This is a genomic window from Raoultella sp. T31 (assembly GCF_002806725.1).
Taxonomy (GTDB): Bacteria; Pseudomonadota; Gammaproteobacteria; order Enterobacterales; family Enterobacteriaceae; genus Klebsiella; species Klebsiella electrica.
The window spans coordinates 146,802-161,592 of sequence record NZ_PIBO01000007.1; the positions used below are offsets into that span (position 1 = coordinate 146,802).

At 59.0% G+C, this 14,791-nt stretch carries 14 protein-coding genes and 1 pseudogene; 10 read left to right on the plus strand and 5 right to left on the minus strand.

Annotated elements, in window-relative coordinates:
• Nucleotides 1-26 precede the first annotated feature (26 nt).
• Nucleotides 27-2,864, minus strand: coding sequence for a bifunctional [glutamate--ammonia ligase]-adenylyl-L-tyrosine phosphorylase/[glutamate--ammonia-ligase] adenylyltransferase (gene glnE, locus CWM52_RS07445; protein ID WP_165785355.1), 2,838 nt, complete (start codon nucleotides 2,862-2,864; stop codon nucleotides 27-29).
• A 21-nt stretch (nucleotides 2,865-2,885) separates the two neighbouring features.
• Entirely contained in the window at nucleotides 2,886-4,184 is a 1,299-nt protein-coding gene (locus tag CWM52_RS07450; protein ID WP_100683520.1) for an inorganic triphosphatase, read from the minus strand.
• Nucleotides 4,185-4,398: 214 nt separating this feature from the next.
• Between CWM52_RS07450 and CWM52_RS07455 the strand changes: the two genes are divergently transcribed.
• Together CWM52_RS07455 and CWM52_RS07460 are read left to right on the plus strand one after the other, a co-directional pair.
• A complete protein-coding gene (locus CWM52_RS07455) occupies nucleotides 4,399-5,019 on the plus strand; it encodes a TIGR04211 family SH3 domain-containing protein (RefSeq protein WP_100683521.1) in 621 nt (206 codons plus the stop codon).
• Between the two features lie 61 nt (nucleotides 5,020-5,080).
• Entirely contained in the window at nucleotides 5,081-6,322 is a 1,242-nt protein-coding gene (locus CWM52_RS07460) for a multifunctional CCA addition/repair protein (protein WP_100683522.1), read from the plus strand.
• A gap of 27 nt (nucleotides 6,323-6,349) precedes the next feature.
• Here CWM52_RS07460 and bacA read toward each other — a convergent pair whose 3' ends face one another.
• Nucleotides 6,350-7,171: an undecaprenyl-diphosphate phosphatase gene (gene bacA / locus CWM52_RS07465; protein ID WP_100683523.1), complete on the minus strand. Its 822-nt coding sequence runs from the start codon at nucleotides 7,169-7,171 to the stop codon at nucleotides 6,350-6,352.
• Between the two features lie 247 nt (nucleotides 7,172-7,418).
• Nucleotides 7,419-7,772, minus strand: a complete 354-nt coding sequence (folB, locus tag CWM52_RS07470) for a bifunctional dihydroneopterin aldolase/7,8-dihydroneopterin epimerase (RefSeq protein WP_100683524.1) — start codon at nucleotides 7,770-7,772, stop codon at nucleotides 7,419-7,421.
• A 230-nt stretch (nucleotides 7,773-8,002) separates the two neighbouring features.
• Here folB and plsY point away from each other — a divergent pair, with 230 nt between their 5' ends.
• Complete coding sequence (gene plsY / locus CWM52_RS07475; protein ID WP_004867810.1) at nucleotides 8,003-8,623, plus strand: glycerol-3-phosphate 1-O-acyltransferase PlsY; 621 nt, start codon at nucleotides 8,003-8,005, stop codon at nucleotides 8,621-8,623.
• Nucleotides 8,624-8,836: 213 nt separating this feature from the next.
• Nucleotides 8,837-10,303, plus strand: a complete 1,467-nt coding sequence (locus tag CWM52_RS07480) for an MFS transporter (protein ID WP_100683525.1) — start codon at nucleotides 8,837-8,839, stop codon at nucleotides 10,301-10,303.
• Nucleotides 10,304-10,370: 67 nt separating this feature from the next.
• Here the strand turns inward: CWM52_RS07480 and CWM52_RS26695 are convergent.
• Nucleotides 10,371-10,457: pseudogene (locus tag CWM52_RS26695) on the minus strand (short-chain dehydrogenase); the annotation flags it as partial.
• Between CWM52_RS26695 and CWM52_RS07485 the strand changes: the two are divergent.
• Genes CWM52_RS07485 through CWM52_RS07510 form a run of 6 tightly spaced genes read left to right on the plus strand, consistent with a single transcriptional unit; the run spans nucleotide 10,447 to nucleotide 14,791 of the window.
• The gene (locus CWM52_RS07485) at nucleotides 10,447-11,271 is read left to right on the plus strand and encodes an urease accessory protein UreD (RefSeq protein ID WP_100683526.1); all 825 of its coding nucleotides are present in this window, start codon (nucleotides 10,447-10,449) and stop codon (nucleotides 11,269-11,271) included. The pseudogene CWM52_RS26695 and the gene CWM52_RS07485 overlap by 11 nt on opposite strands.
• Nucleotides 11,272-11,280: 9 nt before the next feature.
• A complete protein-coding gene (locus CWM52_RS07490; RefSeq protein WP_004867816.1) occupies nucleotides 11,281-11,583 on the plus strand; it encodes an urease subunit gamma in 303 nt (100 codons plus the stop codon).
• 9 nt (nucleotides 11,584-11,592) lie between these two features.
• Nucleotides 11,593-11,913: an urease subunit beta gene (locus CWM52_RS07495; RefSeq protein WP_100683527.1), complete on the plus strand. Its 321-nt coding sequence runs from the start codon at nucleotides 11,593-11,595 to the stop codon at nucleotides 11,911-11,913.
• Nucleotides 11,906-13,609, plus strand: a complete 1,704-nt coding sequence (ureC, locus tag CWM52_RS07500; protein WP_100683528.1) for an urease subunit alpha — start codon at nucleotides 11,906-11,908, stop codon at nucleotides 13,607-13,609. Before CWM52_RS07495 ends, ureC begins: the two co-directional genes overlap by 8 nt.
• A 9-nt stretch (nucleotides 13,610-13,618) precedes the next feature.
• Complete coding sequence (gene ureE / locus CWM52_RS07505; protein ID WP_100683529.1) at nucleotides 13,619-14,116, plus strand: urease accessory protein UreE; 498 nt, start codon at nucleotides 13,619-13,621, stop codon at nucleotides 14,114-14,116.
• Nucleotides 14,117-14,791, plus strand: coding sequence for an urease accessory protein UreF (locus CWM52_RS07510; RefSeq protein ID WP_100683530.1), 675 nt, complete (start codon nucleotides 14,117-14,119; stop codon nucleotides 14,789-14,791).

Sequence of the window (14,791 nt, forward strand, 5' to 3'; positions counted from 1 at the left end):
CGATAATAGCACACCCGGTTTTTTAGTTAAGCCATCAACCACTTCTGCCAGCTGGCGCTCACCTGCTGACGTTCATGGGTAAAGGCGTCCGGAGCGACGTTCCCCGGCTGTTCCTGCAAGGCCAGACGATGCAGCGCATCGCGCAGCGTGGTGTAGGCATGGGTCAGCGCCCGCGCTTCTTCATCATCCATAATGTCGTTTTGCGCCAGCAGTTCCAGAATGCGCACGTTATCAGACCAGCGCGTCAGCTTCGGCTTCTCGTGCGCATAGCGTAGGACCAGATACTGGGTAATAAATTCAATGTCGGTAATGCCCCCGGCATCGGCTTTAATATCAAAGCGATCCCGCTGCTTATTGCCGAGATGGGCGCGCATTTTCTCGCGCATTTCCCGCACCTCGGTCTGCAGCGTCGCCCCTTCACGCGGCGCGCTGAGAATATCGCGACGGATAGTATCAAAACGCACCTGCAGTTCGGGATCGCCATAGACCACGCGGGCGCGCACCAGCGCCTGGTGTTCCCAGGTCCAGGCTTCATTCTTCTGGTAATCGGCAAACGAATCGGCCGTGGTGACCAGCATGCCCGCGGCGCCAGACGGACGTAAGCGAGCATCCACTTCGTAGAGAATCCCTGAAGAGGTGCGGGTGCTGAAAAGGTGCATAATGCGTTGGGCGAGGCGCAGATAGAACTGGCGACCGTCAATTTCGCGCTCCCCGTCGGTCATCACCTCCATCGGACAGTCATGCAGGAACACCAGATCAAGGTCCGAACTGTAGCCCAGCTCCCAGCCCCCTAGCTTCCCGTAACCGACAACCGCAAAACCACGCCCCTGACGATCATGCAGGTGCGTCGGCTGGCCATAACGCGCCACCATCTGCATCCACGCCTGCTGCACCACCGCATCAATCATCGCTTCGGCCAGCCAGGTTAAGTGATCGCTCACTTTCATCACCGGCAACGTCCCGGCAATATCGGCGGCGGCAATATGCAGCAGCTGCGCCTGCTTAAACTGGCGCAGCGCCTCCAGCTGCTGCTCTTCGTCCTCTTCCGGCACACGCAGCAGATATTGCCGCAGCTCATCGCGATAGGCATCGGTCGCCGTCGGCTGATACAGCGTATTGGGATCCAGCAGTTCATCCAGCAGCAGCGGATGGCGCGCCAGCTGGCTGGCAACCATTGGCGAGGCAGCGCAAAGGCTAATCAGATGTTTCAACGCGCCGGGATATTCGCTGAGCAATTCGAGGTAGGTGGTTCGGGTGACGATGCCGGTCAGAAGCGGCGTAATGCGCGCCAGCGGCACCGGCGCATCGGCCCGCGAACACACTTCGCTGAGCAGATGCGGCATCAGTTGATCCAGCACCTGGCGCCCGCGCGGGCCGATGGTGCGTTTATCCAGCTCTTTACGGAAATCGGCAATCAGCGCCAGCACGCTGCGACGGTCGTCGTCCGCAAGATGGACCAGCGCCGGGCTGGCGTCATCCTCTTCCAGCGCATCCTGCCACAGCTCGCGCCAGTACTCCTCCAGCAGCTCATCCGGTGATTGCGCTTCATCATCGCCAATCAGCTCGTTGAACACCCGCCGTACGCTGGCCATTTTCTCTTCCAGCTGTGCGCTCAGCGCTTCCCAGTCATCAACATGCATCCCCCACGCCAGGCGGGCGCGGTTAAGCGCATCCTGCGGCAGAGTTTGCGTCTGCTCGTCGTTGATGCTTTGCAGCAGGTTTTCCAGGCGGCGTAAGAACAGGTAGGCGTCACGCAACCGGGCGGCATCGCCTTCCGGCAGCAGGTGCAGTTCATCGATCGCCGCCAGTGTCGGAAGCAGCGCCCGCTGCTGTAGCGCCGGTTCACGCCCACCGCGGATCAGCTGGAAGACCTGCACGATAAATTCGATTTCGCGGATACCGCCCGCGCCGAGCTTGATATTGTCCTTCAGCCCGCGACGGCGGACTTCACGGGCAATCATCCCCTTCATGTTACGCAGCGACTGGATCACGCTGAAGTCGATGTAGCGGCGGAAGACGAACGGCCGCAGCATGGCGCGCAGTTCGTTGGCATAGGTGCCGTCGTTATCGCCCATGATCCGCGCTTTGACCATCGCATAGCGCTCCCAGTCGCGCCCTTGTTCCTGATAGTAATCTTCCAGCGCGGCAAAGCTCAGCACCAGCGGCCCGCTGTCGCCGAAGGGGCGCAGGCGCATATCAACGCGATACACAAAGCCATCCTGAGTTGGCTGATCGAGGACTTTTATCAACCGCTGACCGAGGCGGGTAAAAAACTGCCCGTTATCCAGCTCGCGGCGCCCGCCGCGGGTTGCGCCATGTTCAGGCCAGGCAAAAATCAGATCGATGTCCGACGAGAAATTGAGTTCACCTCCGCCCAGCTTCCCCATTCCGAGGATCAGTAGCGGCTGCGCTTTTCCTTCGGCGCTGGAAGGGGTCCCCCATTCGTGACAGCAGGCGGTGTAAAGCCAGTCGCGGGCGGCGACAATCAGCGTCTCCGCCAGCGTGCTTAACTGCTGCAAACTGCTCTCTTCACTGACCAGCGACAGCGCCTGTGCCCAGGCGATGCGCACCATGATCCGGCGGCGAAACAGGCGCAGCTCACGCATCAGCGCCGCTTCGTCGTTGACCCCGTCCAGGGCGGCCTGTAGCCAGTCGGCATAGTGACGCCACTCTTGCGCCTCAGGGGGCGAGTTTTCAAGTTCGCTCAGCCACTGCGGCTGCGCCACCAGACTCTGCTGGACGAAATCGCTGAACGCCATCACCGACTGCGCCTGCGGACTTAACGTGGGTAATGGAAAATCCGCCGGCAGTCGGTCTACAACCGTCTGCCAGTGCTGCTGTAACTGTGAAGAAAGCGGCATGATAGGGGTCTCCCTGGCCTGAAATTATCGTTTTCCACTGTGCAGCCAGAACGGCTCCGCGGCCAACGCCTGGCGGCGGAAATATTCAATGACGCTGCGATCTTTGTGCTCAATAGCGCGACGGACTTCCAGCCAGTTCTCCAGCCACGGGGCCGCCGCAGCGGCATAGGCGCCGGCAAGCAGCTGAATGCAGTCGATGTCGCGGGACAGACGCGGCAGCTGGCCGTCGTAATCGTCCCCCGGTATCTGCTGGAACGCATTTTTTAACTCCGCCGCCGCCCGCGACAGCTGGATATCGGCGAAACGTTTAAAAGAGCCGGCGATCTTCTTCTGCGCATTCTCATTTAAAAAGACGCGCCAGCTGCGGTTCACCAGCCATTCGGTCAACGCGAGCTTCGCGCTGACTGCAGCAAGGCTGAACAGCGCGGAAGGCTCCTTACCGGCCTGCGTCAGAGCAGCTTCCGCTTCAGCGAGCTGTTCACGCAGCGGCGCGGTGGCCTTACGCGGCACGATGCCGCCAAACAGCACCAGCGCATGACGCACCCGGGCGATAGCGCGGAGGATCTCCCTTTTTGCCAACGGATTACCGCGGCTCCAGACCTCGTCATGATACAGCCAGTGCGCCAACGCGTTTTCCAGCGCGGCCTCCAGCCCCTGCTCTACGCTGGCTTTGGGCGCCACCTGCAGAACGCCGAATGGCTGTACCGGGCGTACGTCGTTCCCCTGAGCAAGATGGTAGCCGCGCGCCGCTTTGCTGAGACTTCCCTGGCGCAACACGCCGGTTTCCAGCAGACGACGGGCGAGAACCAGCACATCTTCCGTCTTGCCAGAGAGCAGTTCCAGCTCCAGCTCGCAAATCGCTTCCTGATGCTCAGGGGTTTTCACCTCTCCGCGATCGAGCGCGATTTCAATCTGGCTCTCCCCTTCGCTGACCACCCATTTTTCACGCGCAAAATCGGTACTGAACAGCGGCTGTACGTTTTGCGCCAGCTCCGCGGGCAGCTCGCCCTGCGGCCAGACCTCGGCAGGAAGGCGCTCCAGCGCCAGTTCCGGGCTTTCCAGCGGAATGTTGAACTCCGGACGCTGATGCAATCCGCCCACCACGCGACCGGCGATTTTCAGGGTCATTTCATAACGGCCGCGATCGCCGCGGATGCGCAGCCCCATATCGTGACGACGCAGCCAGTTGTCCGCCGTTTCATAATAAATATTGAGCAATTGACCCGCGGGAGTGTGCTGGGCGTTAAGCGCATTAAGGTGCTGGCGCAATGTTTCCACGCCGCTGTCGGAGACGATAAATTTTAATTCGATTTCTTGAGCCATGACTGAATTCTTCCGCTTCTTTGCGCTGCCGGGAAAATACGGCGAACTATCGCCGATATTTTTTGTCAGTAGATAGTATTTTGCGACGATTCTCCATGCAATGCGCATTTTGCCGGGCCACCTCCCGGATGTTTCCGATTGTGGCAGAAAACTTTGCGTCGCTATGGCGATGCCACTACTATCGTTCAACTTTTTACGATCAAACGATGACCTGATGCCAAAATTACGCCTTATCACTTTTACTTTACTGGCGCTCAGCGCCGCCACGGCGGTTCATGCAGAAGAAAAACGTTATGTTTCTGATGAACTGAACACCTGGGTTCGCACGGGGCCGGGCGATAATTATCGTCTTCAGGGCACCATTAACGCCGGGGAAGAAGTTTCTCTGCTGCAGACCAATGACAGCACCGGCTATGCCCAAATCCGCGACGGCAACGGCCGTACCGCCTGGATTCCGCTGAAAGAGCTGAGCAACGAGCCCAGCCTGCGCACCCGCGTGCCGGATCTGCAAAATCAGGTGAAAACCCTGACCGACAAACTGAATAACATCGACACCACCTGGAATCAGCGCACCGCCGACATGCAGAAAAAGGTCGCCGGCAGCGATACCGTGATCAACGCGCTGAAAGACGAAAACCAAAAGCTGAAAAATGAGCTGGTTGTCGCCCAGAAGAAGGTGAATGCCGCGAATCTGCAGCTGGATGATAAGCAGCGCACCATTATCATGCAGTGGTTTATGTACGGCGGCGGCGTGCTTGGCGTCGGACTGCTGCTCGGACTGGTGCTGCCGCATCTGGTCCCGAGCCGTAAACGTAAAGACCGGTGGATGAACTAATTCGTCTTCTCTGCCAGACTTACGTATCATCTTGAGCAAAGTGGATACGGGAGAGTCGGGCGTGAAGATTTATCTGGTCGGTGGTGCAGTTCGGGATGCGTTATTAGGGCTACCGGTCAAAGACAGAGACTGGGTCGTGGTCGGCGCCACGCCTGAACAGTTGCTTGAAGCGGGCTACCAGCAGGTAGGCCGCGATTTCCCCGTATTTCTGCACCCGAAAAGCCGGGAAGAGTATGCGCTGGCGCGTACCGAGCGTAAATCGGGTTCCGGCTATACCGGTTTCACCTGCTATGCCGCCCCGGACGTCACGCTGGAGCAAGATCTGCTGCGCCGCGATCTGACGGTCAATGCGCTGGCTCAGGATGCCGATGGCCTGATTGTCGATCCCTACGGCGGCCAGGCCGATTTGCGTCTGCGCCTGCTGCGCCACGTCTCACCCGCCTTCAGCGAAGACCCGCTGCGCGTTCTGCGCGTGGCGCGCTTTGCCGCCCGCTATGCCCATCTGGGCTTTCGTATTGCCGACGAAACCATGGCGCTGATGCGCGCCATGGCCGATGCCGGCGAACTGGCGCATCTGACGCCGGAGCGGGTCTGGAAAGAGACGGAAAACGCCCTCGGCACCCGGAATCCCCAGGTCTTTTTCCAGACCTTACGCGACTGCCGCGCGCTCGGCGTGCTGTTCCCGGAAATCGACGCGCTGTACGGCGTTCCGGCGCCCGCCAAATGGCATCCTGAAATCGACACCGGCGTGCATACGCTGATGACTCTGACGATGGCGGCGATGCTGTCGCCGGAGATTGACGTGCGCTTTGCGACCCTGTGCCACGACCTCGGCAAAGGGCTGACGCCAAAAGCGCTCTGGCCGCGCCACCACGGCCACGGCCCGGCAGGCGTCAGGCTGGTCGAGCAGCTTTGCGCCCGTCTGCGCGTGCCGAACGATATTCGCGATCTGGCAAAGCTGGTCGCCGAATTTCACGACCTGATTCATACCCTGCCCATACTGCAGCCCAAAACGCTGGTCAAACTGTTTGATAATATCGACGCCTGGCGTAAGCCGCACCGGGTCATGCAAATCGCTTTAACCAGCGAGGCCGATGTGCGCGGACGTACCGGTTTCGAAGCCCGCGACTACCCGCAGGGACGCCTGCTGCTTGAAGCCTGGCACATCGCCCAATCGGTCTCTACGAAAGAGGTGGTTGCTCAGGGCTTTAAAGGGCCGGAGATTCGTGAGGAGCTGACGCGGCGCCGTATTCTGGCGGTCGCGAAATGGAAGGAAGAGCGCTGCCCTCAGTCTGGCGACTGAGGGCCCGGTTTTACCGGCGCGTAAAACTCAGAAGAAAATAACGTAAACTATTGCCGCGACGACAAAACGGTAGATAGCAAACGGGATAAACGAAATACGTTTAATCAGCTGCAGGAAGGTTTTAATCGCGATCAGCGCCACGATGAACGCCATGATAAAGCCGACGGCAAACATCGGAATATCGCTGGCGTTGAGGAAACCGATGCTCTTATACACATCCAGCACGGTCGCCCCCATCATCATCGGCACCGCCAGCAGGAAGGAGAACTCCGACGCTGCATAGCGGCTTACGCCCATCAACATCCCGCCGGAAATGGTCGCACCGGAGCGAGAGAAGCCGGGCCACAGCGCCAGGCACTGGAAGCAGCCGATGATAAATGCCTGGCGATAGGTCATATCATCAATGCCGACAGCACGCGGCTGTTTTGGCTTCAGCACTTCCGCCGCGATCAGCAGAAAGCCCCCCACAATCAGCGCATACATAACGTTGACCGGGTTGAACAGCGATTTGATGGTATCGTGGAACACCAGGCCCAGCACCACCGCCGGCGCCATCCCTAATAAAATATGAATCAGCGATAAACGGCCGCCTCCCTGGCCTTCATGTTCCGGTGGTTTGCCGAAATGAATACCGATCAAACCAAACAGACGACGCCAGAACATCACGACAACAGCAAGAATAGAACCTAACTGAATGACCACCTCAAAAGTATTTGCCGTCTCACCTTCGAAACCCAGAAGATGACCAACAATAATCATATGGCCAGTACTGGAAACAGGTAAAAATTCCGTCAAACCTTCAACCACACCCAATATTGCCGCCACCAGCAGCGAGTGTATATCGCTCATCCAATAAACCCTTTAAAAGTAAAATGAAAAAACCAGATACGCTGAACCATTCCATCAGGTGAAATTTATGCGGCCAGTCTGGAGACGGACGGCGCATGAAACCGGAGCGTACACGGAGTACGCGAAAATTTCGAGTGCTGTCCTGACACCAGGTGACAATAAAATATCCCGATAGCCGAATCCTGCGACCGGTATAAACACAAATTGTTTAACGAGTATGACCTGAAAAGTTTTGTTTCAGATTAAGCTACGCCCGACTGCGTTCGATAATTACGCCCACGTTTGCCGCCCGGGCAACGGCGCCCGGTTTGCTGACTTTAATCCGCACCCACGGCGAGGGGAATTTTTCCAGCAGCAGATCGGCAATCTCTTCCGCGACGCGTTCAACCAGCGCGAAACGCCCACCTTCAACGTGACCAATCACCAGCTCGCTGATATCAGCATAGCTGAGGCAATCACTGACATCATCGCTGCTCGCCGCTTTGCGGTTGTCCCACGCCATTTCGATATCGAACACCAGCTTCTGTTCAATAGTTTGTTCCCAGTCGTAAACACCGATAGTAGTGATTACCGAAAGTTGCTCTATAAATACAATATCCATCACGACCTGCCTGCTTTTTGGCTAAACCGGATACCACTTCCGGCGAATTATGCGTATTATCCACAGATGCAAAGACATCCCCTAAATAATTCGTATTGCAGGAAAGCGGCGGCGCAGCAAGCGTTCTGGCTCAATGCACGCTCCGGTGACGGCACGAAAGAAGCGCGCCGGCGCACCAGCGAGGCGAAGGATAGCGGGGACAAAACGACATTTTCAAAATGGAACAGCTGATGAGTGCAATCGCGCCTGGACTGGTTATCCTTGCCTACCTCTGCGGCTCAATTTCCAGCGCCATTCTGGTGTGTCGTCTCGCCGGCCTGCCCGACCCTCGCGATAGCGGTTCCGGCAATCCCGGGGCGACAAACGTACTACGAATTGGCGGCAAGGGAGCAGCCGTAACGGTTCTTATTTTTGATGTGCTCAAAGGCATGCTGCCCGTCTGGGGGGCCTGGGCGCTCGGTCTGACGCCGTTCTGGCTGGGTCTGGTCGCCATTGCGGCCTGCGTGGGCCATATCTGGCCGGTATTCTTTAACTTCCGCGGCGGTAAAGGCGTGGCGACCGCTTTCGGCGCTATCGCGCCCATCGGCTGGGATTTGACCGGCGTCATGGCGGGCACCTGGCTGCTGACCATCCTGCTCAGCGGCTATTCGTCGCTCGGGGCTATTGTCAGCGCGCTGATTGCCCCCTTCTACGTCTGGTGGTTCAAACCGCAGTATACCTTCCCGGTTTCCATGCTCTCCTGCCTGATTTTGCTGCGCCATCACGACAATATTCAGCGCCTGTGGCGCCGTCAGGAAACTAAAATCTGGGCCCGGTTGAAAAAGAACAAAAAAACGCCTGAGCAGAAATAATCTGCCGCCCGGCGGCGCGCGCCGGGTCCCCTTTACCCCGACATTCTCTCTGTATTGCCCTTTTTGGCAGCCAATCATCCTGAACTCACCCGCTGACAAAAGATAATCATTTCACAACAATCACTTAGCTATGTCTTATAACCAAAAATAATTTATCCCCGTCCGCCGCGATGTTTACTCTGAATCTTTTATACGACAGCGCAGAACAACATCATGACAGACGTAATCAACGCGACTCCGGTCGCAGCGGCAGGGTCGCCTGGCGGGGAAGTTCGATGGATACGCGGCGCCGCTGACGTGTCGCGTTTAATCAATGAAGGCAGCAGCGGGCGCAATAATGCGCGGATTGTCATGGGCATCGCCCTCGGCGGTATCTTTCTCGACGCCTACGATCTTGGCTCCCTGGCTTTCGGCCTGAAGGATATCACCCGCGAGTTTAACCTGACGCCGGCGGGGACCGGCATGGTGGCTTCGGCCATCACCTTTGGGGCTATCGTCGGCGCGCTGCTGGGCGGCTACCTGACGGATAAAATTGGCCGCTACCGCGTGTTTATGGCCGATATGCTGTTTTTTGTGGTCGCTGCGATCGCCTGCGCGCTGGCCCCCAACGAATACGTGCTGACCGGCGCCCGTTTTGTCATGGGTCTCGGCGTCGGTATCGACCTGCCGGTGGCGATGGCCTTCCTGAGTGAATTCTCAAAGCTTAAGGGGCCGGGCAACAAAGCGGCCAGCGTCGCCATGTGGTGTCCGACGTGGTACGCCGCTATCAGTATTTCCTATCTGCTGGTGCTCTTGTTCTACGCCGTGCTGCCGGAAAGCCACAGCGACTGGCTGTGGCGGCTGATTCTCGGTTTCGGCGCGGTTCCTGCACTGGTGATTATCGCCATTCGCAGCCGCTATATGAGCGAATCGCCGGTGTGGGCCGCTAATCAGGGCAATCTGCGCGAGGCCGCCGCCATTCTCCGCACGGCCTATAACATCAACGCCCACGTGGCGCAGGACGCGCTGGATAACCCGACGCCAGTGGTGAAAAAAGCGCAGTGGAGCAACTATTTCCGTCTGTTCCAGGGCGTCTATCTGCGGCGAACCACCCTCGCCACTCTGCTGTCGGTCGTCTCTTCCTTCGCCTATAACGCCGTCGCCTTCGGTCTGCCGGTGATTATCTCCAGCTTCTTTGTGCAGTCGATGCTGAACACGATTGTCATCTCGCTGGCGCTGAACCTGCTCTTTGCGTTCGTCGGCGGTCTGCTGGCGGTGCGGCTGGTGCCGCGCTTAGGGGCGTGGAAGATGTCGCTGGCGGGCTACAGCTGCCAGCTGGCGGCGCTGCTGGGTCTGGCGCTGATTGGCCGCCCCGACGGCGCGGGCGAAGGCATCGCGGCCGTGGCGATGCTGGCGCTATTCCTCTTTGGTCAGGGATTTGGTCCTGGCGCACACACCATGACGTTCGCGTCGTTGAGCTATCCAACGTCGCTGCGCGGCGTCGGCGTCGGCCTGAACCAGACCCTGATGCGCAGCAGCTCGACCCTGTCGCTGTTTCTGTTCCCAGTGCTGGTTGCAGCCCTGGATACCCAGGTCTTTTGGATTATCGCCGCCGCACCGCTGATTGGCCTGCTGTCGCTGCTCGCGATCCGCTGGGAGCCGTCGGGCTATGACATTGACGCCGAAGATTATCAGGCGTAATAATCTTGTCACTAAACGGCCGTCGCTCAGGCGGCTGTTTTCTTGTTTTTAATTCATAAGCTTTTCATATGATCGAGATACTTTCGCGCCGATCAATACTCATTGCTGCTGTTTTATCTTGATTTTGCAGGGGCGCAACAACATTGCACAGCACCGTGTTACCAGAGAATAAAAAAGGCTGGCAGGCTACGCTGGACCTTCATTTTCAACATCGCGGCGGCAAAACGGTACTCACCTCCGCCCGTCATGTCGGTCCGCTCACCGTCCAGCGTCCCTTTTATCCCGAAGACGATACCTGTCATCTTTATTTACTCCACCCGCCGGGCGGGATCGTCGGTGGTGACGAACTGACGATTCGCGCCGCTCTCGATAGCGGCTGTCACACGTTAATCACCATGCCCGGCGCCAGTAAGTTTTACCGCAGCAGCGGCGCGCAGGCTCATTTACATCAGCGCCTGACGCTGGCGGAACGCTCGACGCTGGAGTGGCTGCCGCCGGACGCGATCTTCTTTCCCGGCGCCCAGGCCCGCCTGCATACCGCCTTTCACCTTTGCCCTTCCAGCACGCTGCTGGCCTGGGATCTGCTGTGCCTTGGCCGTCCGGTCATCGGTGAGCGCTTTAGCCATGGTGCCCTCAGCAACCGTCTTGAAGTATGGATGGATGAATCACCGCTGCTGATCGAACGCCTGAACCTGGCCGACGGGCGCCTGGCCTGCGTGGCGCAATGCCCATGGGTCGGCACTCTGCTGTTCTATCCCGCCAGTGAAGCCCTGCTTGACGGCGTGCGGGAACGACTCACGTCGCTGGGCAATTATGCCGGCGCCACGCTGACTGACGGCCTGCTGACGGTACGATTTTTAAGTGACGATAACTTACTTTGCCAGCGGGCGATGCGTGACATCTGGCAGTTTATGCGTCCGCATCTGACCGGAAAATCCCCGGTCCTTCCCCGAATCTGGTTGACCTGAGAGAACGCTATGGAACTGACCCCCAGAGAGAAAGACAAGCTGCTGTTGTTCACCGCCGCGCTGGTGGCGGAACGTCGTCTGGCCCGCGGCCTGAAGCTGAACTACCCGGAGGCCGTAGCCTTAATCAGCGCCTTTATTATGGAAGGCGCCCGCGACGGTAAAAGCGTGGCGGCGCTGATGGAGGAAGGCCGCCATGTGTTAAGCCGCGAACAGGTCATGGAAGGCGTACCCGAAATGATCCCCGACATCCAGGTCGAGGCCACCTTCCCGGATGGCTCGAAGCTGGTCACCGTCCACAATCCGATTATCTGAGGTTTCGCGATGATCCCAGGTGAATACAAGGTGCAGCCCGGACAGATAGCTCTGAACGTTGGCCGCGCCACCCGCAGCATTATCGTTGAGAATCATGGCGACCGACCGATTCAGGTTGGATCGCATTACCATTTTGCCGAGGTCAATCCGGCGCTAAAATTTGACCGGGCGCAGGCCACCGGCTATCGCCTGAACATCGCCGCCGGTACCGCGGTCCGCTTTGAGCCGGGGCAAAAACGTGAAGTGGAGCTGGTCGCGCTCGCCGGTCATCGCGCGGTATACGGTTTTCGCGGCGACGTGATGGGAAATCTGGAGGCAAACGATGAGTGATATTTCACGTCAGGCCTATGCCGACATGTTTGGCCCCACCACCGGCGATAAAGTGCGCCTGGCGGACACCGAACTGTGGATCGAGGTCGAAGACGATCTGACCACCTACGGCGAGGAGGTCAAGTTCGGCGGCGGCAAGGTCATCCGCGACGGTATGGGCCAGGGACAAATGCTCGCTGACGACTGTGTCGATCTGGTGCTGACCAATGCGCTGGTAGTCGATCACTGGGGGATCGTCAAAGCCGACATTGGCATCAAAGAGGGGCGCATCGTCGCCATCGGCAAAGCGGGTAATCCCGATATCCAGCCCAACGTCAATATCCCCATTGGCGCGGCAACGGAAATTATCGCTGCCGAAGGCAAGATTGTCACCGCCGGCGGCGTCGATACTCACATTCACTGGATCTGCCCGCAGCAGGCGGAAGAGGCGCTGGTCTCCGGCGTCACCACCATGGTTGGCGGCGGAACGGGCCCGGCCGCGGGGACACACGCCACCACCTGCACGCCGGGACCGTGGTACATCTCGCGGATGCTGCAGGCCGCGGACAGCCTGCCGGTGAATATCGGTCTGCTGGGCAAAGGTAACGGTTCGAACCCGGACGCGCTACGCGAACAGGTCGCGGCAGGCGTTATCGGCCTGAAAATTCATGAAGACTGGGGCGCCACGCCGGCAGCCATCAACTGCGCGCTGACGGTTGCCGACGAAATGGATATTCAGGTAGCACTGCACAGCGACACCCTGAATGAATCGGGTTTTGTTGAAGATACGCTGGCGGCGATTGCCGGACGGACGATCCACACCTTCCACACCGAAGGCGCCGGCGGCGGCCATGCGCCGGATATTATTACCGCCTGCGCGCACCCGAATATTTTGCCCTCCTCCACCAACCCGACGCTGCCCTACACCGTCAATACCATTGACGAACATCTGGATATGCTGATGGTCTGCCACCATCTCGATCCGGATATTGCCGAAGACGTGGCGTTTGCCGAATCGCGCATTCGCCGGGAAACCATTGCGGCAGAAGATGTCCTGCACGATCTCGGCGCCTTCTCTCTGACCTCTTCCGATTCACAGGCGATGGGGCGCGTGGGCGAAGTCGTTCTGCGTACCTGGCAGGTGGCGCACCGGATGAAGGTCCAGCGCGGGCCGCTGGCGGAAGAGAGCGGTGATAACGACAATTTCCGCGTGAAGCGCTATATCGCCAAATACACCATCAACCCGGCGCTGACCCACGGTATCGCCCATGAAGTCGGATCGATTGAAGTGGGCAAACTGGCGGATCTCGTGCTGTGGTCGCCGGCATTTTTCGGCGTTAAGCCGGCTGCGGTTATCAAGGGCGGCATGATTGCCATTGCCCCGATGGGCGACATCAACGCTTCAATTCCGACGCCGCAGCCGGTGCACTACCGCCCGATGTTCGGCGCGCTGGGCAGCGCTCGCCATCACTGTCGCCTCACCTTCCTGTCGCAGGCGGCAATCGACAGTGGCGTGGCGCAGCGTCTGAATCTGCACAGCGCCACAGCGGTGGCGAAAGGCTGCCGGACGGTACAAAAGACCGACATGATCCATAACGGCCTGCAGCCCAACATCACCGTCGACGCACAAACCTATGAAGTGCGTATCGATGGCGAACTGATCACCAGCGAACCGGCAGATGTCCTGCCGATGGCGCAACGCTATTTTCTGTTTTAAGGAGTCCGGATGCTCTATCTGACCCAACGAGTGGATTCACCTGACAAACTGACCGCCAGCCTCACGCTGCCGATCGATGTGCGGGTGAAAAGCCGTATCAAAGTCACCCTCAACGACGGTCGCGAAGCCGGTCTGTTGTTGCCGCGCGGCCTGCTGCTGCGCGGCGGGGATGTGCTCAGCAATGACGACGGCAGCGAGTTTGTGCAAATTATCGCCGCTGATGAAGGCCTGTCCGTGGTGCGTTGTGACGATCCGTTCACCCTGGCGAAAGCCTGCTATCACCTCGGCAACCGCCACGTTCCGCTGCAAATCATGCCCGGCGAACTGCGCTATCATCACGACCATGTGCTGGACGATATGCTGCGCCAGTTCGGCCTGGAGGTGACTTTCGCCCATCTGCCGTTTGAACCGGAAGCCGGTGCCTACGCCAGCGAAAGCCACGGCCACAGCCATGGTCATCATCACGATCATAGCCACGATCATCACCATCACGAGCACAGCCACTAAATGCCCACGTCGGAAAAACGCCTGCGGCTGATGCAGCTGGCCAGCAGCAACCTGCCGGTCGGCGGCTATAGCTGGTCGCAAGGTCTGGAATGGGCGGTGGAAGCAGGCTGGGTGCCCGATGCCGCCGCTTTTGAACGCTGGCAGCTGCAGCAGATGGAACAGAGCTTTTTTACCGTCGATCTTCCTCTGTTCGCCCGGCTGTATCGGGCATGCGAAAACGACGATCTGCCGTCAGCACAGCGCTGGACCGCCTGGCTGCTCGCCTGCCGCGAAACCCGCGAACTGCGTGAAGAAGAGCGTAATCGCGGCGCGGCCTTTGCCCGCCTGCTGGCCGACTGGCAGCCGGATTGCCCGCCGCCGTGGCGCGTTTTGTCCCGGCAGAGCCAGCTCGCCGGCATGGCCTGGCTCGGCGTGCGTTGGCAAATCGCGCTGCCCGACCTGGCGCTGAGCCTTGGCTACAGCTGGATCGAAAGCGCGGTGATGGCGGGCGTTAAGCTGGTTCCCTTCGGCCAGCAGGCGGCCCAGCAGCTGATTTTACGCCTGTGCGATCGCTACGCGGCGGATATGGCCTGCGCCCTTGCGGCGCCGGATAGCGCGATAGGTTCCTCCACGCCGCTGGCCGCCATAGCTTCCGCCCGGCATGAAACCCAGTATTCCCGATTATTCCGTTCCTAG